General features: G+C 68.9%; 27 protein-coding genes. 13 read left to right on the top strand and 14 right to left on the bottom strand.

Annotation, left to right across the window (positions count from 1 at the left end; all coding sequences use genetic code 11):
- Positions 1–3: 3 nt before the first annotated feature.
- On the bottom strand, positions 4–576 hold the full coding sequence (locus M0R89_RS04705; protein WP_248651410.1) for a DoxX family protein: 573 nt from the start codon (positions 574–576) through the stop codon (positions 4–6).
- 213 nt (positions 577–789) lie between these two features.
- Here M0R89_RS04705 and M0R89_RS04700 point away from each other — a divergent pair, with 213 nt between their 5' ends.
- Both M0R89_RS04700 and M0R89_RS04695 read left to right on the top strand, forming a co-directional pair.
- On the top strand, positions 790–1272 hold the full coding sequence (locus M0R89_RS04700) for a universal stress protein (RefSeq protein WP_248652317.1): 483 nt from the start codon (positions 790–792) through the stop codon (positions 1270–1272).
- A gap of 22 nt (positions 1273–1294) precedes the next feature.
- Positions 1295–1504 carry a DUF7511 domain-containing protein gene (locus M0R89_RS04695; protein WP_248651409.1) on the top strand — a complete coding sequence of 70 codons (210 nt, stop codon included), beginning with the start codon at positions 1295–1297 and terminating at the stop codon, positions 1502–1504.
- A gap of 37 nt (positions 1505–1541) precedes the next feature.
- Here the strand turns inward: M0R89_RS04695 and M0R89_RS04690 are convergent, their stop codons facing one another.
- Positions 1542–1814, bottom strand: a complete 273-nt coding sequence (locus M0R89_RS04690; RefSeq protein ID WP_248651408.1) for a DUF2249 domain-containing protein — start codon at positions 1812–1814, stop codon at positions 1542–1544.
- Between the two features lie 134 nt (positions 1815–1948).
- On the opposite strand from M0R89_RS04690, the gene M0R89_RS04685 reads away from it, so the two are divergent.
- Positions 1949–2572, top strand: coding sequence for a helix-turn-helix domain-containing protein (locus M0R89_RS04685; protein ID WP_248651407.1), 624 nt, complete (start codon positions 1949–1951; stop codon positions 2570–2572).
- 117 nt (positions 2573–2689) lie between these two features.
- Here M0R89_RS04685 and hemG read toward each other — a convergent pair whose 3' ends face one another.
- The gene (gene hemG, locus M0R89_RS04680) at positions 2690–3988 is read right to left on the bottom strand and encodes a protoporphyrinogen oxidase (RefSeq protein ID WP_248651406.1); all 1299 of its coding nucleotides are present in this window, start codon (positions 3986–3988) and stop codon (positions 2690–2692) included.
- Positions 3989–4066: 78 nt separating this feature from the next.
- Positions 4067–4351, bottom strand: a complete 285-nt coding sequence (locus tag M0R89_RS04675) for a glutamyl-tRNA reductase (RefSeq protein ID WP_248651405.1) — start codon at positions 4349–4351, stop codon at positions 4067–4069.
- Positions 4352–4439: 88 nt separating this feature from the next.
- On the opposite strand from M0R89_RS04675, the gene mobA reads away from it, so the two are divergent.
- Genes mobA through M0R89_RS04660 form a run of 3 tightly spaced genes read left to right on the top strand, consistent with a single transcriptional unit; the run spans position 4440 to position 5949 of the window.
- Positions 4440–5153, top strand: coding sequence for a molybdenum cofactor guanylyltransferase (gene mobA, locus M0R89_RS04670; RefSeq protein WP_248651404.1), 714 nt, complete (start codon positions 4440–4442; stop codon positions 5151–5153).
- A complete protein-coding gene (locus M0R89_RS04665; protein WP_248651403.1) occupies positions 5150–5620 on the top strand; it encodes an FAD synthase family protein in 471 nt (156 codons plus the stop codon). Before mobA ends, M0R89_RS04665 begins: the two co-directional genes overlap by 4 nt.
- Positions 5621–5646: 26 nt before the next feature.
- Positions 5647–5949: a hypothetical protein gene (locus M0R89_RS04660; RefSeq protein ID WP_248651402.1), complete on the top strand. Its 303-nt coding sequence runs from the start codon at positions 5647–5649 to the stop codon at positions 5947–5949.
- Positions 5950–5969: 20 nt separating this feature from the next.
- Here the strand turns inward: M0R89_RS04660 and M0R89_RS04655 are convergent, their stop codons facing one another.
- The 3 genes from M0R89_RS04655 to M0R89_RS04645 are packed head-to-tail and all read right to left on the bottom strand — an operon-like array spanning position 5970 to position 8097.
- Entirely contained in the window at positions 5970–6428 is a 459-nt protein-coding gene (locus tag M0R89_RS04655; protein ID WP_248651401.1) for a molybdopterin-dependent oxidoreductase, read from the bottom strand.
- 7 nt (positions 6429–6435) lie between these two features.
- Positions 6436–7575: a radical SAM protein gene (locus M0R89_RS04650; protein ID WP_248651400.1), complete on the bottom strand. Its 1140-nt coding sequence runs from the start codon at positions 7573–7575 to the stop codon at positions 6436–6438.
- A gap of 9 nt (positions 7576–7584) precedes the next feature.
- Positions 7585–8097 carry a halocyanin domain-containing protein gene (locus M0R89_RS04645; protein WP_248651399.1) on the bottom strand — a complete coding sequence of 171 codons (513 nt, stop codon included), beginning with the start codon at positions 8095–8097 and terminating at the stop codon, positions 7585–7587.
- 119 nt (positions 8098–8216) lie between these two features.
- Between M0R89_RS04645 and M0R89_RS04640 the strand changes: the two genes are divergently transcribed.
- Together M0R89_RS04640 and M0R89_RS04635 are read left to right on the top strand one after the other, a co-directional pair.
- On the top strand, positions 8217–8810 hold the full coding sequence (locus M0R89_RS04640; protein ID WP_248651398.1) for a DUF7998 family protein: 594 nt from the start codon (positions 8217–8219) through the stop codon (positions 8808–8810).
- A 161-nt stretch (positions 8811–8971) separates the two neighbouring features.
- Positions 8972–9526 (top strand): metal-dependent hydrolase, encoded by a 555-nt coding sequence (locus tag M0R89_RS04635; RefSeq protein WP_248651397.1) that lies wholly within the window; start codon positions 8972–8974, stop codon positions 9524–9526.
- Positions 9527–9565: 39 nt separating this feature from the next.
- On the opposite strand, the gene M0R89_RS04630 is transcribed toward M0R89_RS04635, so the two are convergent.
- Genes M0R89_RS04630 through M0R89_RS04600 form a run of 7 tightly spaced genes read right to left on the bottom strand, consistent with a single transcriptional unit; the run spans position 9566 to position 18639 of the window.
- Complete coding sequence (locus M0R89_RS04630) at positions 9566–10930, bottom strand: P-loop NTPase (RefSeq protein WP_248651396.1); 1365 nt, start codon at positions 10928–10930, stop codon at positions 9566–9568.
- Between the two features lies 1 nt (position 10931).
- Positions 10932–11510: a hypothetical protein gene (locus tag M0R89_RS04625; RefSeq protein ID WP_248651395.1), complete on the bottom strand. Its 579-nt coding sequence runs from the start codon at positions 11508–11510 to the stop codon at positions 10932–10934.
- 5 nt (positions 11511–11515) lie between these two features.
- Positions 11516–12472 (bottom strand): HEAT repeat domain-containing protein, encoded by a 957-nt coding sequence (locus M0R89_RS04620; RefSeq protein ID WP_248651394.1) that lies wholly within the window; start codon positions 12470–12472, stop codon positions 11516–11518.
- Positions 12469–13476, bottom strand: a complete 1008-nt coding sequence (locus tag M0R89_RS04615; protein ID WP_248651393.1) for an ethylbenzene dehydrogenase-related protein — start codon at positions 13474–13476, stop codon at positions 12469–12471. The genes M0R89_RS04620 and M0R89_RS04615 overlap by 4 nt, the downstream gene beginning before the upstream one ends.
- A complete protein-coding gene (locus M0R89_RS04610) occupies positions 13469–14263 on the bottom strand; it encodes a TorD/DmsD family molecular chaperone (RefSeq protein ID WP_248651392.1) in 795 nt (264 codons plus the stop codon). The genes M0R89_RS04615 and M0R89_RS04610 overlap by 8 nt, the downstream gene beginning before the upstream one ends.
- Positions 14264–14272: 9 nt before the next feature.
- Entirely contained in the window at positions 14273–15454 is a 1182-nt protein-coding gene (locus M0R89_RS04605; RefSeq protein ID WP_248651391.1) for a 4Fe-4S dicluster domain-containing protein, read from the bottom strand.
- Positions 15454–18639, bottom strand: a complete 3186-nt coding sequence (locus M0R89_RS04600; protein WP_248651390.1) for a molybdopterin-dependent oxidoreductase — start codon at positions 18637–18639, stop codon at positions 15454–15456. The genes M0R89_RS04605 and M0R89_RS04600 overlap by 1 nt, the downstream gene beginning before the upstream one ends.
- A 204-nt stretch (positions 18640–18843) precedes the next feature.
- Here M0R89_RS04600 and M0R89_RS04595 point away from each other — a divergent pair, with 204 nt between their 5' ends.
- From M0R89_RS04595 to M0R89_RS04575, 5 genes are all read left to right on the top strand, one after another.
- Positions 18844–19707 (top strand): extracellular solute-binding protein, encoded by an 864-nt coding sequence (locus tag M0R89_RS04595; RefSeq protein WP_248651389.1) that lies wholly within the window; start codon positions 18844–18846, stop codon positions 19705–19707.
- Between the two features lie 25 nt (positions 19708–19732).
- Positions 19733–19963, top strand: coding sequence for a DUF2249 domain-containing protein (locus M0R89_RS04590; protein ID WP_248651388.1), 231 nt, complete (start codon positions 19733–19735; stop codon positions 19961–19963).
- Positions 19960–21315, top strand: coding sequence for a hypothetical protein (locus M0R89_RS04585; RefSeq protein WP_248651387.1), 1356 nt, complete (start codon positions 19960–19962; stop codon positions 21313–21315). The genes M0R89_RS04590 and M0R89_RS04585 overlap by 4 nt, the downstream gene beginning before the upstream one ends.
- A 114-nt stretch (positions 21316–21429) precedes the next feature.
- Entirely contained in the window at positions 21430–22209 is a 780-nt protein-coding gene (locus M0R89_RS04580) for a nucleoside phosphorylase (RefSeq protein ID WP_248651386.1), read from the top strand.
- Positions 22210–22273: 64 nt separating this feature from the next.
- Entirely contained in the window at positions 22274–22657 is a 384-nt protein-coding gene (locus M0R89_RS04575) for a cupin domain-containing protein (RefSeq protein WP_248651385.1), read from the top strand.
- The last annotated feature ends 21 nt before the right edge of the window (positions 22658–22678 follow it).

Here is a 22678-nt window from a genome sequence, read left to right as displayed (position 1 = left end):
GGCTCATCCGAGGACGTACCGGAGTTTGGGGTACCTCTCGACCAGTCGCTCACCGCCGAGTTCGTACTTCTCGACGAGAGCGTCGAGTCCGAGGAGGCGACCCGCGCCGAACGCCGCCACCGCGAGGAACACGAGCATGTACGCGAAGTCGCCGTTGACGAACCCGTGGGCGACCTCCCAGTTGCCGAAGTAGAACATCAGCATCATGAACGCGCCGAAGAACGCCGCGAGGCGGGTCAGCGCGCCCACCACCAGGCCGAGACCGATGAGGAACTCGCCCCACGGGACCGCGAGGTTGACGAACTCCACGAACCACGGGGTCTGGCCCATCCAGTGGAACAGGCCCGAGAGCGGGCTAGCCGCCGTGACGTGGGTGAGGTAGCCCGCGGCGCTGAACGGTTCGGCGGCCGTCAGTTTGCTCCACCCGGAGTGCAGGAAGGCGTAGCCCATCATGAGGCGGAGCGCGACGACGAACCACGCGCTCAGGCCGTGGGCCTTCCCCCGGACGGTGACGCCCGCGAGGTCACTCTCGAAGACGTTGGCTTCCGCGCCGAATCGGGACGTGTCGGTGGCCATAGTGAATCCCTCCTACGGGAGTAACTTGGCGGTCCGAAGGGGTATAACGGGCCGCCGATTCCCGGAACCTGAAAATCGGCGGGTCGTCCGAGTTCGTCTGACCCGCGGCGGTACGGCGACGTTCCGTCGCTGCCGCCCCGCCGTCCCGACGTTTTCATCGCGTGAGAACGACGGCCGGAATATATACGTTCCCGGGACGGAGTATCGAACGTGATGTACGACACAGTGTTGCTTCCGACCGACGGAAGCGCGGCAATGGAGACTGTGGTCGAACACGCCCGCGACATCGCCGAGCGACGCGGCGCGGACGTTCACGTCCTCTACGTCGTGGACGACCGGGCCTTCCTGACGCTCGACGACGACCGGATTCCCGACGTGACCGACCGACTCCGGGAGGAAGGCGAACGCGCCACCGACGAGGTCGCGTCCGCGTTCGACCCGGCGAACGTGACGGTCTCGACCGAGATTCGAGAGGGCAACCCCGCCGACGAGGTGCTGGCGGTCGCCGACGAACGCGACGCCGACCTCGTGGTCATGGGCACCCACGGGTCGGACCCGACGCGAAACATGCTCGGCAGCGTCTCCCAGAAGGTCGTCACCCTCTCGTCGGTCCCCGTGCTGACCGTCGATATCGCCGACGCGGACGCCGACTCCTCGGTCTTCGACGCCGCGATGGACACCGCCTCCGACAACTGACTCTCCGCTCCCCGCTACGACCATGACCGACGCCGCTCCCCCGAACTCGGACCGCCGAACGGTACCGACCGCCGACGAATCGCCCGCCGACCTCCGGGCGGTCGTGGAGGAACGCGACGACGGCCCCGACGAGTGTACCATCTACCCGCCGGCGGCCGACGACGAAGCGCTCGTGACCGAGTGGATAACCGCCGAAGCGGGGTCGTACGTGGCCCTCCGCGAGATACGGTGAGTCTGTCGGGGCCGAAACCGCCCGCCGGACCTAATCGCTACTCCTCGCGCCAGATTGCGGTCAGGACGACCTCGTCGTCGGTGACGGTCTCGAACTCGTACCCTCTGTCGTCGAGTTTCGGATAGAGGTGCTGGGGCGCCCGGTCGTTGGCCTGCACGAGGACGGTCTCGGCGTCGAGGTCCGCCAGCGTTTCGAGCGTCCGGGTCAGCGGTTTCGGCGGCCCGAGTTCCCGAACGTCGAGGCCATCGCGCGGTCTGTCGGCCGGGGCGTCGGTGCGTTCGACCGCTCGCTCGGTGAAGCGGGTCTGCATACTATCGACGACGGGGCCCGTCGCCACGGGGTTTGTCCCGAATACGTTCGCACCGGAGACCGGCGTCTCCCCGCCAGACCCGAACGTGTTCGGGAAGACTTATCCGGGAGTGGGGCCGGAAGATTCACCCAGAGATGCCAACCGCGAAACTGCACATCACGCTCCCCGAAGACGTGTGGATTTCGGAGGTCTCGACGGCGCACCCGGACGCCGAGTTCCGCGTCCTCGCGGCCTTCCCGGCCGAGGACACCGGCGTCGGCCTGCTCGAAATCTCGGCCGACGACCTCCCGGCGGTCGTGGCCGCGATGGACGAACGCGAGGACATCACTCGCCTCGACCTCCAGCAGGCGTCCGAGGAGTCCGCGCTCGTGGAGTTCGAGACGACCGCGCCGCTCCTGCTGTTCTCGGTCCAGGAGTCGGGCCTCCCGCTGGAACTGCCATTCACCATCCGCGACGGGCGGGCGTCGGTCGAACTCACCGCCTCGCGCGACCGACTGTCGGCGTTCACCACGCAACTGCGCGCGTTCGGGATGGAGTTCGACGTGGAGTACGTCCGCGAGATGATAAACTCCGAGAGTCTGCTGACCCAGCGCCAGCGCGAACTCCTCCACACGGCGGTCGAGGAGGGGTACTACGACACCCCGCGGGAGTGTTCGCTGACCGAACTCGCGGAGGTGGCGGGCGTGGCGAAATCGACCGCGAGCGAGACCCTCCACCGGGTCGAGGAGAAAATCGTCAAGGAGTACGTGGACGGGTAGCAAGATATTCCTGTCTTTCGGACTGGTATACCCACTTTTAAGAAAGAAATACGTTTATCTAACCGACGATAGCCGCCGTTCGACCGTCGATTCCGCCCGCCCCGACTTCGCCGCGGTTCAGGCGGTGACCGTCGAGGCCGTTTCGCGCTCGGACTCCTTTCGGGCCAGCGTCTCCGCCGTCGCCTTCGCCTCCCGAATCCGGCCGGGAATCCCGGCCCGAGAGGTGTAGTTCGTACAGAGCCGAATCCCCTCCGGCGCGGAGACCCGGTCGAGCGCGGCCCAACTCCGGTCGTAGGCGGGCATCCCGCGCCGGAGTCGGCGGACCGAGAGGGCGCGCGCTCCGTGGCCCGTAATCGCCTCGAACTCCTCGGCGGCGACCGAGGCGAGTTCGTCGTCGCTCCGCTCGACCAGTTCGGGGTTCCGAGACCCGCCGAGATAGCAGGTGTAGACGCCGTCTCGGTCGAGTAAGCTGGCGTTCCACGTCGCGCCGAGCGTCCGGAACTCCTCGTCGTACTGGACCTGATAGCCCGCGCCGGTCAGGTCGGTCTCGGCGCGGAGGTGGACGACGGCCTGCGGGTTGTAGTTCAACTCGCGGAGCGCCGCGGCCGACTCGGGCGCGAGGTCCCCGAGCAGGTCGGCGGTCACGTCCGCCGGAGTGGTCACGACGAGTTCGTCCACCGTCGTCTCGCCGTCGGCGGTCTCCAGTGTGAACCGGTCTCCCTCGCGCCGAATCCCCCGGACCGGCGTCCCGAGTCGCACGCTCTCGCGGTGGGCCTCGGCCAGCGCCTCCGGGAGTCGCTGGAGTCCGGCGTCGAACGAGACGATGGGCGGGGCTTCCCGGCCCGAGACCACTTTCCGGGCGACCGAGGTCAGGACGCTCCCCTCGATGCCCGCCCCGTCGAGCGCCTTCGCCAGCGAGTGCTCGACCGGCATCTCGCCGGGATGTGAGCCGTAGATACCGCCGTAGAGCGGCCCGAAGTAGTAGCGTGCGACCTCCGACCCGAACTTCCGGGTCAGGAACGCCTCGACGCTCTCGCCCTCGCGGGCCGGGCCGGTCAGCGGTTCCAACAGCGCGCGGGCCTTCCCCCGCCACGAGAGCAGGTCGGTGGTCACGGCCTCGCGAGGCGACTGGGGCACCAGCCGTAACTTCTCGTCGCGGTAGACGTACAGCGGCGGGTCGGAGGCCTCTCGCAACTCGTCGTCCAAGCCGAGCGACTCGACCAGTCTCCGGATGCTCGGCGTGAGGCGGGTCCGCTGGGGTCCGAAATCGAGCACTCTCCCCTCGACCTCCGCGCTCCGGACGACGCCGCCCGGTTCGTCGTCGGCCTCGAAGACGACGCTCTCGACGCCCGACTCCCGGAGGTAGTAGTGTGTCGCCAGTCCAGTGATGCCGCCGCCGACGATGCCGACGCTCATACCCGACACTCGGGACGCCGCGTCGATGGGCTTCGTCCCGAACAAGTTCGGCTCTCTGCGTCCGGGACCGCTCGCCCGCTACTCCGCGAGGAGCGAGAGCGCGGTCTCGGGGTCTACCTCGCCGTCGGCCAGTTTCGACGCCCACCGCTCGACCAGCGCGTCGGTGAGTCGGTCCGCGAGCGCGGCCAGAACCCGCCGCTGGGCGGGCGTCACCTCGCCCCGGTCCCGGAGGCGAGCGAGCGCGGTGTCGAGTTCCCGGCGGCGGACTCGCTCGCCGCGGGCGCGGATTCGGTCGGCGGCGTCCGACGAATCGAGGTCTGAGAGGTCCGAGAAGTCCGACTCCGGTCTCGCGAGTTCGGTCACGCTCCGACCTTGCGTCGCCCGCTCCGAAGCGGCTACGCCGAACACGTTCGGCCCAACGCCTACCGCCGAGCGGCGAAAACCGACGGACGTGAGCGAGACGTCCCGAGCGTCCGCGACCGACGACCTGACCGGCGTCGTCCTCGCGGGCGGCTACTCCCGGCGGTTCGGCGAACGCGACAAGGCGCTGGCCCGCCTCGGCGGTCGGCCCATGCTCGCGCGGGTCGTCGGCCGCCTTAGCGAGGCGGCCGACCGCGTGGTGGTCAACTGCCGGACCGACCAGCGCGCGGCGTTCGCCGACGCGCTGGACGCCCGCGACCCGGTCGGCGCGCCGGTCGAGTTCGTCGCCGACTCGGTTCCCGACGGGGGTCCGCTCGTCGGCTTTCGGACGGCGCTCAGTGCGGTCGAGACCCCCACCTGCGCGTTGGCCGCCTGCGACGCGCCGTTTCTCGACCCCCGAGTGGTCGCGGACCTCGCCGCGCGACTCCCTCCGACCGACTCCGGCGAGTCGGCCGACGCCGCCGCGGTCCGGTCCGGGGGCCGCCGCCACCCGACGCAGGCGGTCTACCGGACCGCCCCGACCGAGGCCGCCTGCGAGGCCCTGCTCGACGCCGACGTGACCCGACTCTCGGCGCTGCTCGACTGCCTCGACGCGCGGGCGGTCCCGGCCGAGACGGTCGCCGGAGACGCCGCGAGAAGCCTGTTCGACGTGGACACGCCCGCGGACCGGGCGGAGGCGGCCCGCATGCTCCGGGGTCGCTCCGACGCGGGCGACCCGGAGGAGCGGGAGGTGCCCCCGCGATGACCCGCGTCGTCGCGCTCGGCACCTTCGACCTGCTCCATCCGGGTCACGTCCACTACCTGCGGGAGGCCGCCGCGGCGGGCGACGAACTCCACGTCGTCGTGGCCAACGGCGAGCGCGTGGCCCACAAGGACCCGATTCTCCCGGGCGACCAGCGCGTCCGGACGGTCGAAGCCCTCGACCCGGTGACGGCGGCGCGTCTCGGCGACGCCGACGATATTTCGGTCCCGATTCGGCGCATCGACCCGGACGTGCTGGTGTTGGGCGGCGACCAGCACCACGACGAGGCCCGGGTCGCGGCGATGCTCGACGAGTGGGGCGTCGAGTGCGAGGTCAGGCGAGCGTCGCTGGCGGAAGCCGAGGGCGAGCGACTCCACTCGTCGAGCGCCATCGTCGAGCGAATCTTGGCCGAGAGCGGGGGAATCGACTCCTCGAAACGCGACCGAGCGGGAGAGTATCAGCAAATTTAATCGGCGTCTGTTCGTCGTGCTGACGTATGGATTGGGACTGCAAGTACTGCGGAGAAACTATCTCACGCTCGGACCGTGACGCGCTCAAAAACGCGGTGAAAGACCACATCGACGGCGACAACGACCACCGGCGGCAAGCCGCACTGGACTTCAGACGCAGTCACAGCGGGCGGACGTGCGGAGGCCAGAACTGCCGTCGAATTATTCGGGGACCCGATTCGGTCGAAGGCGACCCCGGATTCGAGTGTCCGGAGTGTGGTCACGACCACTGTCGTTGGTACGTCGGGTTCACGTTCGCGTTCGGAAAGTCGAACTTCGGGACCGACTGACCCGCCGACTGGAGGAGAGATTACCCGACTTCCGGTTCCTCTCCGGCGTCGAGCGCGACCGCCGACAGTCGCTCGACGCGCTTGACCAGTCGCTCGCCGGGCACGCCGTCGGCGACGAACCGCGGAAGTCCCACCGCTCCGTCCTCGCGGTCGCCCTCGCGCTCGAACGCCAGAATCCCGCCGAGCGCGGGGCGAATCGGCACGTCGGCCGCGAAATCCGCGGCCGCGACGTGGAGGTGTGTCGTCTCGCCGGGGAAGTCGGCCGCGACCGCGAGCGCGTCCACCGGGACGCCCGCCCACTCGTCGGTCCCGCGGACGCCGGAGGCGCACTCGACCGTGCAGGTGCGGGTCGCCCGCGGGAGGTCGTCGGACCGAGTCCGGGCGGCCGAGACGACGACCGTCTCTCGGCCCTCGACTCGGACCGAGGGCGGGCGCTCGCCGTCGCCGTCCGCGGCCGGTTCGGCGTTCGCTACGTTCACGGTGGTCTCACCGGGAGTTCGCCGCGGGACTGGGTTCGGGAGTCGGTTCGACGTGCGGACTGGCGTCGTCCCACGGGAGCGGGCCGTCGTAGCCCTCCGGGACGAACGAGCAGAGCGGGTCGCTCTCCAGCGGGTCGCCGGTCGTGGCGTAGGCCCGCGAGCGACTGCCGCCGCAGACGTTCCGGTAGGGGCAGGCCCCGCACTTCCCGCGGAGCGCGTCCCCGTCGCGCAGGTCCTCGAACAGGTCCGCGTTCCGGTAGATGTCCACGACGCTCCGGTCGCGGACGTTGCCCGCCGACTCGGGCAGGAACCCGGAGGGGTAGACCTCGCCGACGTGGCTCACGAAGGCGAAGCCGTCGCCCGCGGTGATGCCCATCTGGCGGTTCGGAGGCTGGTCGGTCCGCTGGACGGCGACCCGACGGTAGTGGGGCGCTTCGGTCGTCTTCAGGCCGAAGGGCCACTCGTCGCTCCGGTCGACCAGCCACTCCATCACACGTTCGGCGCGCTCGGGTGACAGCGGGTCGAGCGCCGCGCCCCGGCCCACCGGCACGAGGAAGAAGACGCTCCAGAGGACCGCGCCGAGGTCCGCCACGAGGTCGGCGATGTCGGGCAGGTCCGCGACGGTCTGGCGACAGACCGTGGTGTTGACCTGTAGCGGGAGACCGTTGCTCGTCGCGGACTGGGCGGCCGACACCGTCTCCTCGAAACTCCCGGCTTCGCCCCGGAAGTCGTCGTGGCGCTCGGCGTTCGCGCCGTCGACGCTGACCGCCATCCGGCGCAGGCCCGCGTCCGCGAGGTCGGCCACGGCGTCGGGGGTCAGCGAGGCGGTCCCGCTCGGGGTCATCGTCACGTTGAGACCGATTTCCGTGCCGTACTCGACGAGGTCCACGGCGTCGTCGCGCTTCAGCGGGTCGCCGCCCGAGAACACGACCAACTGGTCCTCGCCGAACTCGCGGGTCCGGTCGAGGAGCGTCTTCGCCTCCTCGGTCGTGAGTTCGTCGGGGCGGCGGTCGGGTTGGGCGTCGGCCCGGCAGTGTTCGCAGGTCAGGTCGCAGGCCTGCGTCAACTCCCAGATGAGGACGAAGGGTCGCTCGTCGGTGTCGACCCGTCGCGGCGGCCCGCCGGAACGATTCGATGGGTTCGACATGGCGGGGAGTTACTCCACGACGATTGCGCCCTTCATGCCCATCGCCTTGTGGGGCGTGCAGTAGTACTTGTGCTTCCCGGCGCTGTCGAACGTGTGGGAGAAGGTGTATCCCGCCTCCTGTTTCTGCTTGCTCTCGAAGTCGCCGTTGTCGGCGACGACGTTGTGGAGCGCCCCCTTGCCGGTCCACCCCCAGACGACCTTCGTCCCCTTCGACACCTTGACCGCGGCCGGACCGAAGGCGTAGTTGCCGCCGTTGCCCTTCGCGCCGACCTTCACCGTCACCTCGCTGCTCCCGGTCTTGTCGACCACGCCGTCGTAGTTGCTGGTGTTGTCGAACCACCCGTCGAAACTGACCGAACTGCTCCCGGAGCCGCCGCTTCCCGAGTCACCGCCGTCGCCGCCGGAGTCGCCCGACCCGCCGTCGCCGCCACCGCCGCTCGAACAGCCGGCAATCGTCGCGGTCGCTGCGCCTGCGGCCATCGTCTTCAGCATCGTCCGTCGGTCGAGAGTATCTCGATTCATCTTCGTTTCCACCTTCGAGGGCTACATAAATGGCGGTGGCCCTGATTCCCAGTCGGTGAAAACGGCACCCGAACGCGTTCGGGGTCACGGATACCCGCCGCTCGGCGGTAGATACGCACATGCCCGGAATCCCGCGACCGTTCGCCGGCGACGACGCCGACGAGGAGACGTTCGACGAGTACGACGAGTTCCGACCGGACCACCTGCCCGACCCCGGTCAGTTCCTCCGGGGTGCCGACGTGCTGACCGGCGAGGAACACTGCGCGTTCCACCGCCTCACCCGCGACATCTTCGAGGAGCGGGGAGTCTACGACGCTACCTTCGGGTACAACCTCGCGCGACTCAACCTCGACTCCCGACACCCCGACGCCGGGTGGCGGTACGCCCGCGCGCCGGACGGCGACGGCGCCGACGAGGACGTATTGCTCGCGGAGTTCACGCCGACCACCGAGTTCTGTCCCCAGAGCGACACCCTCACGGTCGGGGCGTTCCGCGCGTGGAACGGCCTGAGCGACCGCCACGGCTTCGACCGCGTCTCGGTGGCCGTCGCGCCGATACACCACGAGAGCACGGACATCAACGAGAAGTTGCGGAACATGGAACGGCGACTCGACGACGACGGAACTGTCGAGAGTCCCGAACGCTCCCGAGAGAGCGGCGAGCGGAGTCGCGGGCCTGCCGACGACGCCGACAGTTCGTCGCTCCCGTTCTGACGAGTCGGGTCGTCCGCGTGGTCGCCGGGCGTCGTTTCGAGTCACGGACGCGGTGGTCGAACGGCGCACACTCGGTCGAATCACCGCCCGCGCGCCTTCTCGACGGTCGGCGTCGCCGAATCCGCCATCAAGTGTTTTGGCGTACGTATTGAAAATCAGGTATGGTCGACGTAGCCGGGCACCTCGGTATGGCGCTCGTATGGCTCGCACCCGCGTGGTTCGTCATCGACAGGCGCAAGACCGCCGCGACGTTCGTCGCGGTCGGTTTCTGGTTCGGGATGTTACCCGACGTGGACCTCGTCCTCTCGAACTGGTTCCCGACCATCAAACACCACGGCGTCTTCCACACCGTACTGGTCGTCACCATCTTGGCGGCGATAATCGGGCCGCTCGTCGGCTGGATACTGAAGACGTGGCTGGACGACTCGGAGTGGTTCTCCGAACCGGCCGAGCGGAGCGCGCTCTCGCTCGGGTTCGTGATGGTGTGGGTCGCCGGCCTCTCGCACATCTTCGCCGACATGCTCTCGGCCCCGGACATCGCCGAGGCCATCGAACCGCTCTGGCCACTCTACCAGCAGTCCATCGGCATCGACCTCGTCTGGTACAACGCCACGTGGTTCAACTGGGGCCTGCTCGCGCTCGGCGTCCTGCTCAACGTGGCCTTCTACTACTGGCAGAAACCCAGCGTGGGTCGCGGCGCTTCGACGGCCTCGTAAGAGCGGACGACGGAACGAGTTCTTTTCCGTTCGATGCTCTCAGACCGCTCGCTGGAGTTCCAGCACCCACTCGTCCGGCGCGCGGCGGTGGACCTCGCAGGTCTCGAACGCCTCGTCGGCCGACTCCTCGGCGAACTCCCCGGCGAGCATCTGGGCCAGCGGCGAGGGGTCGTGGTCGTTCACGACGTAGAACTCCTCGCCGGGGTCCAACGCCGCGAACTCCTCGCCGACCTGCTCGTGGCGGATGCGGGGCGGGAGTCCCCGAACGTCGAGCGCCGAGTCGGGGACCGACACCGGCCCGGCGTCGTCGCTCTCCACGAACTCGCCGACCGACTCCGCGAGGTCTGCGACGGGGTCGGGAGTCGCGGCGTCGGGCCGCTCGGCGTCCGAACGCTCGCCCTCGCCGGATTCGCCGGGGTTCTGCAACCCGCGGTCGAACGGGAGTTCGGCCAGCACATCGACGCCCAACTCCTCCTCGGGGTCGCTCTCGCCGTAGAGGTCGTGGTCGTGGCCGCAGTTCTCGCAGACGAACCCGTGCATGTTCACCGCCGCACCCACGACCGGGACGCCGTTCTCCTCCAGTAGCGCGGCGCTCCGGCCGGTGTCCGAGAGACTCGTCGGGAACGGCGTCGTCACCAGCACCGACCCCGTGACCGGCACCTCCTGAAGCATCGTCAGCACCACGTCACCGGTCCCCGGCGGCAGGTCAACGACCAGCACGTCCCGGTCGGACCACTCGGTGTCTTCGAGCAGTTCGGTCAGCGCGTCGTGGGCCATCGCGCCCCGCCACGCCAGCGGCGCGTCGTTGGCTATCAGGCCGACGCTCATGACCTCCATTCCGCCGACCTCGGCGGGCGCGGCCCGCCCGTCGTCGGTGGCCTCGACCGGTCCCTCGACGCCGACCATCTCGGGCACGTTCGGCCCGTGGATGTCGGCGTCGAACAGGCCGACGTCGTAGTCGTCGGCCAGCGCGCGGGCGAGGTGGGTCGCCACGGTGGTCTTGCCGACCCCGCCCTTCGCGCTCCCGACCGCGATTACGTGGTCGATTTCCGGGAGCGAGAGGCCGCCGTGCGCGCCGCCGGCATCGTGTGTGTCGCCGTGTGCGTCACCGCCACCCTCCGCGCTGCCGGCGTGGGTGCCGCCACCGTCGGGCGTCTCGCTCTCGACGCGGACCTTCTCGATTCCGGCGACCTCGAACGCCTCGCGCCGGAGCGCCTCCGTGACCTCCTCGGCGGCCTCGGGGTCGGCGCCCGCGAGGTCCACCGAAATCGTCGCCGCGCCGTCCGCGACTTCCACGCCGGTCACGAGTCCGGCGTCGAGCGCGCTCGCGCCGAAGTCGGGGTCCTCGACGCTCGCTATCGCCTCCTCGACTCGGGCCGTAATCTCGTCTGTGTCGTCGGTCATGTTACCACGCCTCGAAGTCGTCCATCGGGTTCTCGTCGTCCTCGCCGTCCTCCTCGTGCATCAGCGTCCCGCCGTAGGGTCGATACTCGAAGTCGAAGGCGTTGGCGACCCGGTCGAGTTCGTCCTCGCGTTCGGCGATGACGCCGGTGTCGAACTCGCCCTCCTCGACCGCGGCCACCAGTTCGTCGTCGCCGACCACTCCCTCGTCGTAGGCCGCGGCCACGCCGTCGCGGAACCGGTCGGCGTTCCGGCGACACCGCATCGCCTCGTCGTAGTCGTCGCGAATTTCCGGGGTGGGCTTGCCGCGGTCCGTCGGAATCCCGGCGAGTCGCTCGACCGCGCGCTCGTCGTAGTCGGCGGCGGCCGAGAGGACCGCCGCGACCTGCTCGCTCGGCGCGAGGGCATCCCACTCCTCGCGGGCGTCGTCGGCGACCAGCGCCGAGACGATTCGGTCCCACGTCGTGTCGGACTCCACGTCCTCGAACACCTCCGCGACGAACGCGCCGACGTGTTCGTCGGGGATGGAGACGCCTACTGATTCGTTCTGTACCGCTTCGTTTTCGGAGTCGGTCTCGGACATCGTTGTCACCTCTCGGTCGGGTCGTTCGGGGGTCCTCCGGGTCGTCCGCCGGGGCCGCCCGTCGGTCTGTTCTCGGGACCGCCGGTCGGTCCAGGCCCGCCCGGCGTCTCGCCGGGCGCTTGCGGCCCGCCGCCGGGCGGCCCGTCGTCTATCTCCACGTCCAACTGGTCGGGGTCCACGCCGCGGGCCGCGGCCAGCGCGCGCTTGGCGGTCCGCTTCACGTCGTCGCTCCGGTCGGTGACGCCGTGTGTTTCGAGCGCTCGCTCGGCCCGGTCGGTGGCGAGACCGCCGAGCGACTCGGCGGCCTTCGCCCGGACGAACGCCTCGGGGTCGCGGGCCAGCACTGCCGCCAGCAGGCGGACCGCTTCGCTCACCGACTCGTCTCCGCCGGGCGCGTCCTCGGCGTCTGCGTCCGCCCTCTCGGCGCACTCGCCGAGGTAGCGCGCGGCGTACTCCCGGACCGCGGGATGGGGGTCGTTCTTGATGCGGTCGGTCAGGTCGCCGAAGGTCGCGCGCTCGGTCTTGCCGAGCGCGATGACCGCGTTCCGGCGGACCCACCCGCTGTCGTCTTCGAGCGCGGCGGCCAGTTCGTCGGCGCGGGGCGCGACCCGCGAGAGCGCGACCACGGCCTCCGCCCGAACCCACTCGTCGTCGTCCGCGTCGAGCGCGTCTCGTATGGCGGTCACGGCGTCGGCCGGCGCGTCGGGGCCGGCCACGCCCAGCGCTTCGACCGCGAACTGTCGCACGTCCTCGCTGTCGCCCTCGGCGAGGCGGTCGGCGAGCGCGCTCGCGGTTTCGTCGTCGATTCCCGCGGATTCGGCCGCGTCAACCAGCGCGAGCGCGGCGTCTCGTCGCTCGTACTCGTCGGGCGAGTCGAGCAGTCTCCGGAGGTCGGTCTCGTCGCCGCCGTCGCGGGTCGGCGACCGAGCGCGGGCGCTCCGGTTTTTGTACTGCTCGCTCATTCTCTGGCCCTCCAGTAGACGACGGTCCACGTCAGCAGGGTCGTCACCACGAGTCCGCCGACCCAGTTGCCGACCGACCGGACTATCCACGGCCCGTCGCTCTGGCCCGAACTGGTCCCGGAGGACTCGCCGGCCGACTGTCCGCTTCCCGAGTCGCTCGACCCGCTACTCGCGTCGGACATCGCCCACTTCTGGGTGTTCAGTTGGGTGAACTGGAGCGAGAGCGACTTCTGGCCGTTGACCTCGTCGGCGCTCCCGTTCCAGACCGCGAACGCCAGATACACCTTCTTCGACCCGGAGAACGACGCGTCGAACTTCCCCTCGGTGTCGTGCTTCCGGGTGAAGACGACCGACCACTCGCCGTCTCCGTACTCGGCGCGCGCCCGGACGTTCTGGCGCGGCGCGTGTGTCAGCGACCCGTACCCCTTCGCGTAGTAGTTCTGGGCGAACCGCTCGTACTGGGACTTCGAGAGCGGATTCCCGGCGGCCCGCCCCGGCATCGTCTCGTTGTTCGGGTGCGGGTAGGTGTACATCTCGCCGAACGCCGAGTGATTCTCGAACTGCCAACTCGCGCGCCAGTACCAGATGTCCACGGGCTTGCCCGCCGCGCCCATCGTGATGGGCGGCTGGTCGCCGGTCCGGAGCATCACCGCGGCGGCGTCGCTGTAGTTCTCCGGCGCGCGGATGTTGGCGTCGCGAGTCGGGTCCTCCCACGTCAGTCTGAACGCGGTGTGCGTGTCGTTGTGGACCGTCTGGACCCGCACCTCGTCGGTGCTTCCGCCGCCGAACGGCGGGGCCATCTGCTGTTTCGACAGCGAAACGGTCCGGGTCGGCGCGTCCTGCCACGTCGCGGCGGTCGGGTCCTCGGGCACCGACTCGACCGACATCGCCGGTTGCGTCCCGCTCGTGACCGCGGCGGTCACCGCGGTCTGGGCGACGACCAGCGTAGCCACGACCACCGCCGTGACGACGGTCGCGCGCCGCGCGGCGTCCCGGTCAGCCACGACTTCTCACCTCCGACGACCCGTCGAAGTCCACATCGGGTTCCGGGTGATTGGCCACGTCGCGGGTGACGACGGTCTCCGCGAGGTCCGCGGCCGCGCGATAGACTGCGGCCGCGCCGAGGTCGTCCTCCTCGCCCGGGTCGGCGTCGGTTCCCGTCTCGTCAGGGTCGGGCGCGGACTTCCGGACCTCGTGGGCGAACGCGGGCACGAAGTCCCCGAGGTGTTCGTCCAGCACCATCGCCTCGGCGCGTTCGAGGTTGGCCGCGGTGTCGTCGTCTCCCTCCTCGCGGGCGACCGCCCGTCGCGCCGCGAGGACCTGTAGCAGTTCGAGTTCCACGACCACGTGGTCTTGGCGCTCGTCGAACCGGTCGGACGGTTCGACGCCGAACGCTTCGAGCAGGCCGACCACGGTGGCGATGCGGCGCTGCTGGCGGCCCACCTCGTCGCCGACCGTGTACTCGGCCTCGTAGGGCACCACGGGGTAGGTGCCGTCGTCGCTCGGCAGACCGAACAGGCCGTTGTACGCCGATTCGAGGTCGTCGCGGTCGGTCGATTCGAGCGCCCCGAGGAAGGTCTCGACTTCCGATTGCAGGTCGAGGGTCTCGGCGGCCGACCGGAGGCCCTCGGCGGTCTCGGCGTGGGTCAGGTCCGCGACCAGTTCGTCGTCGGGGTAGCAGAACGCCCCCGCCGCGGCGCTGTAGAGGGCCGCGCGGGCCGCGTGGCGCTCCGCTCGCGGTCCGGCGTCGGCGTCTGAAGTCGCGTCGTCCGTTGGGGTTATGTCGTCCATGCTGTCACCTCACGGTTGGTTGGTCCACTTCTCGCCCTCGCGGACCTCGATGTCCTCCTCGATGGGCATGTCCACGACTTTCTTTCCTTTGCGGTCCCAGCCCTTCACGCGGTTCTCCTTGACGTTGTACGTCTCGATGAGTCGGGTCGTCGCGCCGAACAACTGGAGCACGCCCAGCAGGTGGTGGCTCGGATTTCGGACGCGCTGCTGGATGATTTTGACCGACTCCTCGTAGGTGCTGCCGGGCCAGTCGTTGCGCTTCTGCTCGGTGTTCGGCGTGAACATCTGGGTCAGGAACTCCGGCGGCACGTGGTACGGCGGCATGTAGAACACCTGCGGCCGGGTGCCGAACTGCGGGTAGAGCGGGAGCGCGACCTTCTCGTCGGACTTGGCGAGGTAGTTGATGGGACTGCGGCCCTTCGCCGCCGACTTCTTCCCGTTGGGGTGGCCCGCCTTCGGCCCGCGGTTGATGTTGCCGTGGAGTCGCGTCTTCCCGATGCAACTGCTCACGCACCGGGGGACGTTGCCCTCCTCGATGCGGGGGAAACAGCCGACCGGCTTCTCGGAGACGCCGGTCTCGGGGTTGTACATCGGCTTGTGGTAGGGACACGCCTTCACGCACTTGCGGTACCCCCGACAGCGCTCCTGGTCGAGCAGGACGATGCCGTCCTCCGAGCGCTTGTAGATGGCCTTCCGGGGGCACGCGGCGAGGCAGGCCGGGTTCTTACAGTGGTTGCAGAGGCGCGGCAGGTAGAACTGCCAGATGTCGTGGTACTTGCCTTTCTCGGGGTCGGACTCGACCACCTCGTCCTCGGGATACTCGCCGTGAACCGAGTCGTCGCCCAAGGCGGGATACTCCCACTCCTCCTTCTGGGCGACGTACCCCTTGACCTTCTCGCCCTGCTCGGCGGCCTCGAAGATGGTCTCCTCGGCACCGAGGTCGTCGAGCAGGCGCATGTCCCACCCCATCGGGTAGCCCCCGTAGGGTTCGGTCTCGACGTTCATCCACCACATGTACTCCTCGCCCTTCCCGCTGGTCCACGTGGACTTGCAGGCGAACGAGCAGGTGTTGCAGTTGATGCACCGATTCGTGTTGATGACCATCCCCCAGTGCCAGTCGCGTTCCTGCTGGCGATGCTCGTAGGGGTAGCTCTGCTTGCGGCCGAGTTGCGGATTGTACACTTCTGGCATCAGTCGTCACCTCGCGTCGTCGCGCTGCCGCCGGTCGTCCCGCTACCGCCGCCCTTCGACTGGAGCGACCCGCCGATGTAGTCGGAGACGAGTTCGTCCTTCCGGGCGTCGCCGGGCCACCAGTCGGCCTCTTCGTACTTCTCGACGGTCACGAGGTCGTCGCGGTTCACCCCGGTCGGTGCCCAGACGGTCTCCTCGTAGCCGTGTTCGAGTTCCGCGCCGTGCCACGCGATGTCCTCGCCCACCTTCTCGGAGACGTTCGGGTCGCCGAACACCGCCTTGTGGACGAGTTCGTCGGTCTCCTGACCGGGGTCAAGCCAGATGTTCGTCGTCGTGTTGAACCCCTTCACCTCGTCGTCGTCTTTCTCCTCGTCGTCCGGGAAGTGCTGGGGCCACCAGCCGTGCCAGAGGGTCAACTGGCCCATGTCGCCCGCCTTGCCGGGGCGCTGGCGCTCGCTGAGCATGGCCCTGACCACCGTCCCGCCGCGCTTGCCCTTGATTCGCACGTAGTCGCCGTTCTCCACGCCGATTTGCTCGGCGTCGCTCGGGTGTATCTCCACGAACGCCTCGCCCAGCGGCGGGGCCTCGCTGGTCTCGCCCTCGGCCTCGGGGAACGAGAAGTCGTCAATCAGGCGCTCGGTGCCCTCGGGGTCGGCGCTGGTCGACCCGAAGTCCCGCGACGACCAGATGAGGTTCCAGTCGGTCATCCCCCACGAGGAGTGGGTCCGGTACTTGCTGTGGGGCGTGTTGTAGTAGAACTGGTAGCCCTCGTCGTGGTAGAGGGGGTTCTCCTCCTCGCCCGCCTCGGGCCACTTCTGGTTGACGCCGTAGGGCGTCCCCTCGACGCTCTCGATGTGGTCCAAGTCGTCGCGCCCGAGGTCGATGAACCGGTCTTCCTCCTTGTGGAACTCCATGCGGCCGGTCTTGGTGTAGAACGGTCGGTCGTCGTGAATCTGGGAGTAGAACGGGATGCGCGGGTACGTCTTGAGGTCGAGGCGCTCGGGACCGTCTTCGAGGTCCTTCACGTCGATGTCTTGGGTCGTGATGCCCGCGTCCAGCGTCTCTTGGATGTACTTGCGCACGTCGCCGTCGTCGTCGAGGAACTCCGAGAAGTACGACCGATACGAATCGACGTTGCGCTCCTCGGGCGGAATCTTCTCGTCCAACTTCTCGGCGACCATCGCCAGCACCTCGCCGTCCTGCTTCGTGTCGTAGATGGGGTCCATCACCCCGCTGTCCATCGTGACGAAGGGGTTCTCCGGGCCGACAGTGATGTCGGGGTAGTCACACTCCAGCCACGAGGGACAGGGCAACACGATGTCGGCGTGTTGCGCCGAGTAGGTCATGTGCATGTCCGACACGACGAACAGTTCGTTGCTCGTGTCGGGATGCTTCGTGAAGTTGTTGACCACGTGCTCCTGATGTTTGGTCTGGTTCAGGAGGTTGCAGTTCATCGTCCACAGAATCGTGGGCTTGGACATCGTGTACGACTCCGCGCCCTTCGGCATCACCGGCTGCTCGGCGTCGCCCTGCGGGACGAGGTCCATCTCCCGGTCGAAGTCGCCCCGTATCTCGTGGGGGTCCAACTGCTCGCCGCCGAAGAACGCGAAGGCGTACCCCGGATACATCCCGTGGGCCGAGTGGCCGTCCGGGTTGACGTAGTGGGGGTAGCCGTCCAGCAACTCGATTTTGTACTGGCCCGAGTAGTTGTAGTAGCCCTTCCCGGCGTCGCCGACGTTGCCGAGCATCGACTGGACGAAGAAGATGGAGCGCTGGAGTTCGCTGTTTCCGTGGAACCAGTGGTTGATGCCCTCGCCGGTGAACCACTGGCCCTTCTCGGCGGCCGCGAACTCCTTGGCGGTCTTCTCGATGCCGTCCGCAGGTACCGTGGTTATCTCCTCGACCTGTTTCGGCGAGTAGTTCTCCATCACGTTCTGCTTCTGGCGCGAGAAGTCGGTCCGGACCGAGACCGACCCGCCGTCGGCCAGCGACACCTCGGTCTCGGCCTCTAGTTTCGGGGTGACGGGCATCTCGTCGCCGACCTGCTCGCGCGTGACGGCTTTCGGGTTCCCGTTCCGGTCCAAGACCACGAAGTCGCCCCAGTCGTGTTCGTCGCCCTCGGCGGGCGGTTCGCGGTCGGAGAACACCTCGTGGGCCCGGAGGTACTTGTCGTCGTCCGACCGCACCAGCAGGGGCAGACTGGTGAACTTCCGCATGAAGTCGGCGTCGTACAGTTCGTCGCGGATGATGACGTGGGCGAACCCGAGCGGAATCGCCGGGTCGCTCCCGGGTCGGATGGGGAGCCACCGGTCGCACTTCTGGACGGTCGGCGAGTAGTCGGGGTAGATGCCGACCATCTTCCCCTCGCGCTCGCGGGACTCCTGCAACCAGTGGTTGTCCGCGAGTTTGTTGTGGATGAGGTTCTTCCCCTGAATGATGGTGTAGTCGCCCTTCCGCCACGCGTTGGCGTCCGAGTCGCTGGTCTGGTAGCCCGTCGTGATGACGTGGCCCGGCGGTAGGTCGGCGTACCAGTCGTACTCGGTCCACTCACAGCCTCCGAAGATGGAGGCGAGTCGCCGTCCCGCGCCGTGGCGCGTGATGAGGCCGTCGGCCTTGATGGCGTTGAAGATGTGGAACCGCTTGTTGTCGTCCAGACTCGCCATCTTCTCGGCGACGAGGTCCACGGCCTTCTCCCACGAGACGCGCTCGAACTCGTCTTCGCCCCGGCCCTCCGGGTTGGGGTCGTCGGGCGACCAGCCCTTCCGGACCATCGGGTACTTGATGCGACTCGGTTCGAAGGTCCGGCGGTGGAGCGTCAGTCCCTTCATGCACCCGCGGGGGTTCCAGTTCTGGCTGACGTTCGCGTCCTCGTAGCCCGAGGGACCGACGCTCGGCTTCTCGTTGTGATACACCTGTTCGGCCCGAATCGGCACCCCGTTCTTCATGTAAAAGTTCAGGGCGCACGACTGAGTGCAGTTGGGGTGACACACCGTCCAGTCCACGTCGTCGTAGGCGTAGATGTCGCGGTAGACCTGCTCCCAGTCCCGGTTCGGGTAGGACTTGAGCGGGTTCTTCACGTCGGTCACGGGGTCGACGCTCTGGGTCGCGCCCCAACCGCTGGTCAGGAGCGCGCCGACCGCTCCCGTCCCGGCACCGCGGATGAAGTCGCGACGTGAGAGGCTCACCGCGAACCACCGCCCGTCGTCGTTCGAGTGGTTACTCGCGTCATACACCCGACTCTCTCGACGGAACGTCCTTCAACCGGCGAGGCGATTCTAACCGCCTGACAACGCCCGCGAACACCTTCGGGCCGGGGGTTTTTCAGTGCGATTCCCGGACGGTGAAAACGCGCGTCCTCCTTTTTGGGTCGGTAGCGACGACCCTCGAACATGCGACGACGAACCCTGCTGCTCTCGGGGTGTGCGCTCGCCGGCGGCGCGCTCGGAGTCCGGGTCACGGGGTCGGACTCCGGCGGGTCCGAGGCGGACGGAACCGGCGCGAACTCGCGGACTCCACCGGCCCGCGCGCTGGTCGCCGGAAGCCTCCAGACCGTCGCGGGCGAGGTGGCCGGAGCGACGGTCGAGGCCCACGGGAGTTTGGCGGCGGCCGAACTCGTCCGGTCGGGGGCGCGCGACCCCGACGCGGTGGCGCTGGCCGACCCCGGTCTGGTCTCGGACCTCGCGGGGTGGCACGCCGTCTTCGCCACCAACGCGCTGACGGTGGCCTACGACCCCGACTCGGAGTACGCCGACGCGATTCGGGACGACTGGCGGTCGGCGCTCGCGCGCGAAGACGTCTCGGTCGGCCGGACCGACCCCGCCCGCGACCCGCTCGGCTACCGGACCCTGCTCGCGCTAACTCTCGCGGGTCGGGAGGGCGCGCCCGCCGACGCCATCCGGGCGAACGCCGACGTGTTCCCCGAGACCCAACTCCTCCGGACGCTCGAAGCCGGGGGTCTCGACGCCGCGTTCGCCTACCGGAACATGGCGGTCGCCCACGACCTGCCGCGGGTGGACCTGCCCCCGAAGTTCGACCTCTCGGACCCCGAACTGGCCGACCGCTACCGGACCGCCGAGGTGACAGTCGGGGGAGAGACGATTCGGGGCGAACCGATTCGGTACGGCGCGGCGTTTCTCACCGACCGGGGAGAGCGGTTCTACCGGAATCTGGTCGAGGACGCCGAGCGCCTCCGCGAGTACGGCTTCACCGTGCCCGACCGATACCCCGTCGAACATGGTCGGGACAACCGATAGGCGCGAACCGACCGGAGTTGGAACCATGAGCCACGACACTCAGTCCACGCGCGAACTCGACGCACGGGAAATCGACGGTGAACCGTTCGGGGCCATCACGTCGGCGCTCGACGACCTCGGCGACGACGAGACGCTGGTCCTCGTCAACAGCTTCGAACCCGAACCGCTCTACGCGGTGCTCGACCGGCGCGGTTTCGACCACGAGACCGAGCGGGTCGCCCCCGACGAGTGGCGGGTGGAGATAGAACCGCGATGAGCGTCCCCGCGGGCATCGACGCCGACCGCGGCCCGCCGATGGCGATTCCGCTCGCGCACTTCCTCGCGGGGTTCGCCTTCCTGCTGGCGGGCGCGGCACTCGGGGTCCTCGGCGTCGTCGGCCTCGCGCCGGGTCTCTCTGGACCGGCCCACGTCCACCTCCTGCTCGTGGGGTGGGTCTGTCTCACGATTCTTGGCGCGATGACCCAGTTCGTGCCGGTCTGGTCGGGCGTCGAACTCCACTCGCGGCGACTCGCGCTCGCGCAACTCGCGCTCGTCGGCGGCGGGGTCGCGGGGTTCGCGGGCCTGCTCCTGTCGGGGCGGCTCGACCTCCTGCCGGTCGCGGGCGCGGCGATGCTCGCGGGGTTCTGGACCTTCGTCTACAACGTCGGCCGGACGCTCTCGCGGGCGGGCGACTTCGACACCACCGAGCGCCACTTCGCGCTCGCGCTCGGCTACGTCCTGCTCGTGACGACGCTCGGATTCGCGCTCGCGCTCGACTTCGTCCGGCCGACGCTGGCCCCGGCGGGTCTGGTCCGCTCGCAGGTCGTCGCGGCCCACGCCACGCTCGCGGTGTTCGGCGTCGTCCTCACGACCGTCGTGGGCGCGCTCTACCAACTCGCCACGATGTTCACCCAGACTGAGATTCGCGGCGCGGACGCGACGCTCCGGCGCGTCGAGGAGTGGGCGTATCCCCCGGGGGTCGTCGCGCTCGCCGCCGGGCGACTGGTCGGTGCCGAGCGGGTCGCTCGAATCGGCGCGCTCCTCGCGCTGGCGGGCCTGCTCGCGTTCGCGGCGGTCCTCGCCCGGAAGCTCTGGGAGACGAGAGTCGAGCGGACGCCGATGCTGTCGCGGTACGCGGTGGTCGCGGCGGCGGTTCCGGCGTGGGCGCTCGCGGCGCTCCCGTCGTGGCTCTCGCGCCCGGCCGACCCCGCGACGACGTTCGGCCACCCCGCGGTCGGCCACCTGCTCGCCGCCGGTGCGGTCGGGTTCGTCCTGCTGGGGACGCTCTACCACGTCGTCCCGTTCGTCGTCTGGGTCCGCCGGTACAGCGACCGAGTAGGACTCGAACCCGTGCCGATGATAGACGACCTCTACGACGACCGCCTCGCCGCGGCGGACTTCTGGCTCACGCTCGGCGGCGTCGGACTGATTCTGGTCGGCGAGGTCGGCGGGGTCGAGGCGGCGCTGTTCGTCGGCGGCGCGCTGGCGACGCTCGGGTTCGCCGTCTTCGCCGCGAACCTGACCGGCGTCGTGGTCCGCCACGGTCCGGAGTCGCTCCGAATCGGTGCGCTCGGCGGGTCGGCCGCGTCCGGCGAGGCGGCCGACGACCCCGACGAGCAGTTCCCGTGATTCCGCGACCGGGGCTATCGACGCTCCCGGCGCAGCGACGAACGGGACCCCGTATTGCTACGTTCTCCCAAACCCGGCAAAGACATTTTACGGTGCCCTCTGTACCGCCGAGAGATGCCGTTTCCGAACCATCCGGAGAAGTACGGCGCGGAACCTATCGTCACGCCCGACGAACACGCCGATTACAGAGCGGCACAGGCCGAGGGCGACGTACCGGAACCGCCGGAAGCGGTCGTCCTCTGCTACAGTCGCGGGTTGATGGAGTACTTCACCGAGACGTACGACGGGGAGACGGTAGACCACTACTACGGCCGACTCTACTGCTTCGAGGACACCGACTACGACGTCGGTGTCCTCGGCGATTTCGGCATCGGCGCGCCCACGACCGCGATGCTGATGGACGAACTCGTCGCCGACGGCGTCGAAGCGTTCCTCTCCATCGGGTTCGCGGGATGTCTCGACGAGTCCGTCGAGATGGGCGACTTCATCGTCTGTGAGAAGGCCGTCCGCGACGAGGGGACCTCCCACCACTACGTCGAGTCCGAGACCTACGCCTTCCCAAGCGACTCGCTCGTGGAGGATACGACGGACTTGCTTCGCGAGCGAGACGAACCGTTCCACGTCGGTCCCTCGTGGACGACCGACGCCATCTATCAGGAGACCGACGCCGAAGTCGAGCACTACGCCGAGGAGGGCGTCCTCACGGTCGAGATGGAGGCGTCGGCGGTGTTCGCGGTGGCCGACTACCGTGACGTGGAGGCGGGCGCGATGTTCGTCGTCAGCGACTACCTCGGTCAGTCCGAATGGGACCCCAAGTTCCACCTGACTGCCGAGGACATGCAGCGCCTCGGCGACACCGCCAAGGAGATTCTCGCGTCGCGCTCCCGGACCTGACTACCCGCGAGCGACCGAACAGGTTCGGGAAAGCCCCCACGACGGCGACGCTCTCATCTCCGACATGGTCGCGACCGACTTCGACGCCGAACGCGAGTACGACGACGAACAGTTCTCGGCGCAGTCCGTCTTCCGGAGCGACCGGATGAAGGTCGTTCTCGGCTACTTCGAACCGGGTCAGTTCATCCCGGTCCACGCGCCCGACAGCGACGTGGCGATTACGGTTCGAAAGGGCCGGGGCGTCGTCCGCGACGGCGACGACGAACACACTGTCGAACCGGGAGACGTGGTGGTCGTTCCCGCGGGCGAGGACCGCGGCGTGAAGGCCGACGCCGACCGTCGTCTTGAGGCCACGCTCGTCACCGCGCCGCCGCCGACCGACGCCGAACACGACCCCGTGCGCGAGGGGTTGAAACGAGGCGAGTTCGACCCGCGCGGTGGCGACTGAGCAGACTCCGTACCAGAGCGT

The sequence above is a fragment of the Halorussus limi genome, from assembly GCF_023238205.1.
GTDB classification, from domain to species: Archaea; Halobacteriota; Halobacteria; order Halobacteriales; family Haladaptataceae; genus Halorussus; species Halorussus limi.
This window is presented reverse-complemented; position numbering and strand designations above follow the sequence as displayed.

Coding starts and splice junctions, on each gene's coding strand:
- M0R89_RS04705 (WP_248651410.1), bottom strand. CDS start 576: ATGGCCACCGACACGTCCCGATTCGGCGCGGAAGCCAACGTCTTCGAG.
- M0R89_RS04700 (WP_248652317.1), top strand. CDS start 790: ATGTACGACACAGTGTTGCTTCCGACCGACGGAAGCGCGGCAATGGAG.
- M0R89_RS04695 (WP_248651409.1), top strand. CDS start 1,295: ATGACCGACGCCGCTCCCCCGAACTCGGACCGCCGAACGGTACCGACC.
- M0R89_RS04690 (WP_248651408.1), bottom strand. CDS start 1,814: ATGCAGACCCGCTTCACCGAGCGAGCGGTCGAACGCACCGACGCCCCG.
- M0R89_RS04685 (WP_248651407.1), top strand. CDS start 1,949: ATGCCAACCGCGAAACTGCACATCACGCTCCCCGAAGACGTGTGGATT.
- hemG (WP_248651406.1), bottom strand. CDS start 3,988: ATGAGCGTCGGCATCGTCGGCGGCGGCATCACTGGACTGGCGACACAC.
- M0R89_RS04665 (WP_248651403.1), top strand. CDS start 5,150: ATGACCCGCGTCGTCGCGCTCGGCACCTTCGACCTGCTCCATCCGGGT.
- M0R89_RS04660 (WP_248651402.1), top strand. CDS start 5,647: ATGGATTGGGACTGCAAGTACTGCGGAGAAACTATCTCACGCTCGGAC.
- M0R89_RS04650 (WP_248651400.1), bottom strand. CDS start 7,575: ATGTCGAACCCATCGAATCGTTCCGGCGGGCCGCCGCGACGGGTCGAC.
- M0R89_RS04645 (WP_248651399.1), bottom strand. CDS start 8,097: ATGAATCGAGATACTCTCGACCGACGGACGATGCTGAAGACGATGGCC.
- M0R89_RS04640 (WP_248651398.1), top strand. CDS start 8,217: ATGCCCGGAATCCCGCGACCGTTCGCCGGCGACGACGCCGACGAGGAG.
- M0R89_RS04635 (WP_248651397.1), top strand. CDS start 8,972: ATGGTCGACGTAGCCGGGCACCTCGGTATGGCGCTCGTATGGCTCGCA.
- M0R89_RS04630 (WP_248651396.1), bottom strand. CDS start 10,930: ATGACCGACGACACAGACGAGATTACGGCCCGAGTCGAGGAGGCGATA.
- M0R89_RS04625 (WP_248651395.1), bottom strand. CDS start 11,510: ATGTCCGAGACCGACTCCGAAAACGAAGCGGTACAGAACGAATCAGTA.
- M0R89_RS04620 (WP_248651394.1), bottom strand. CDS start 12,472: ATGAGCGAGCAGTACAAAAACCGGAGCGCCCGCGCTCGGTCGCCGACC.
- M0R89_RS04610 (WP_248651392.1), bottom strand. CDS start 14,263: ATGGACGACATAACCCCAACGGACGACGCGACTTCAGACGCCGACGCC.
- M0R89_RS04605 (WP_248651391.1), bottom strand. CDS start 15,454: ATGCCAGAAGTGTACAATCCGCAACTCGGCCGCAAGCAGAGCTACCCC.
- M0R89_RS04595 (WP_248651389.1), top strand. CDS start 18,844: ATGCGACGACGAACCCTGCTGCTCTCGGGGTGTGCGCTCGCCGGCGGC.
- M0R89_RS04590 (WP_248651388.1), top strand. CDS start 19,733: ATGAGCCACGACACTCAGTCCACGCGCGAACTCGACGCACGGGAAATC.
- M0R89_RS04585 (WP_248651387.1), top strand. CDS start 19,960: ATGAGCGTCCCCGCGGGCATCGACGCCGACCGCGGCCCGCCGATGGCG.
- M0R89_RS04580 (WP_248651386.1), top strand. CDS start 21,430: ATGCCGTTTCCGAACCATCCGGAGAAGTACGGCGCGGAACCTATCGTC.
- M0R89_RS04575 (WP_248651385.1), top strand. CDS start 22,274: ATGGTCGCGACCGACTTCGACGCCGAACGCGAGTACGACGACGAACAG.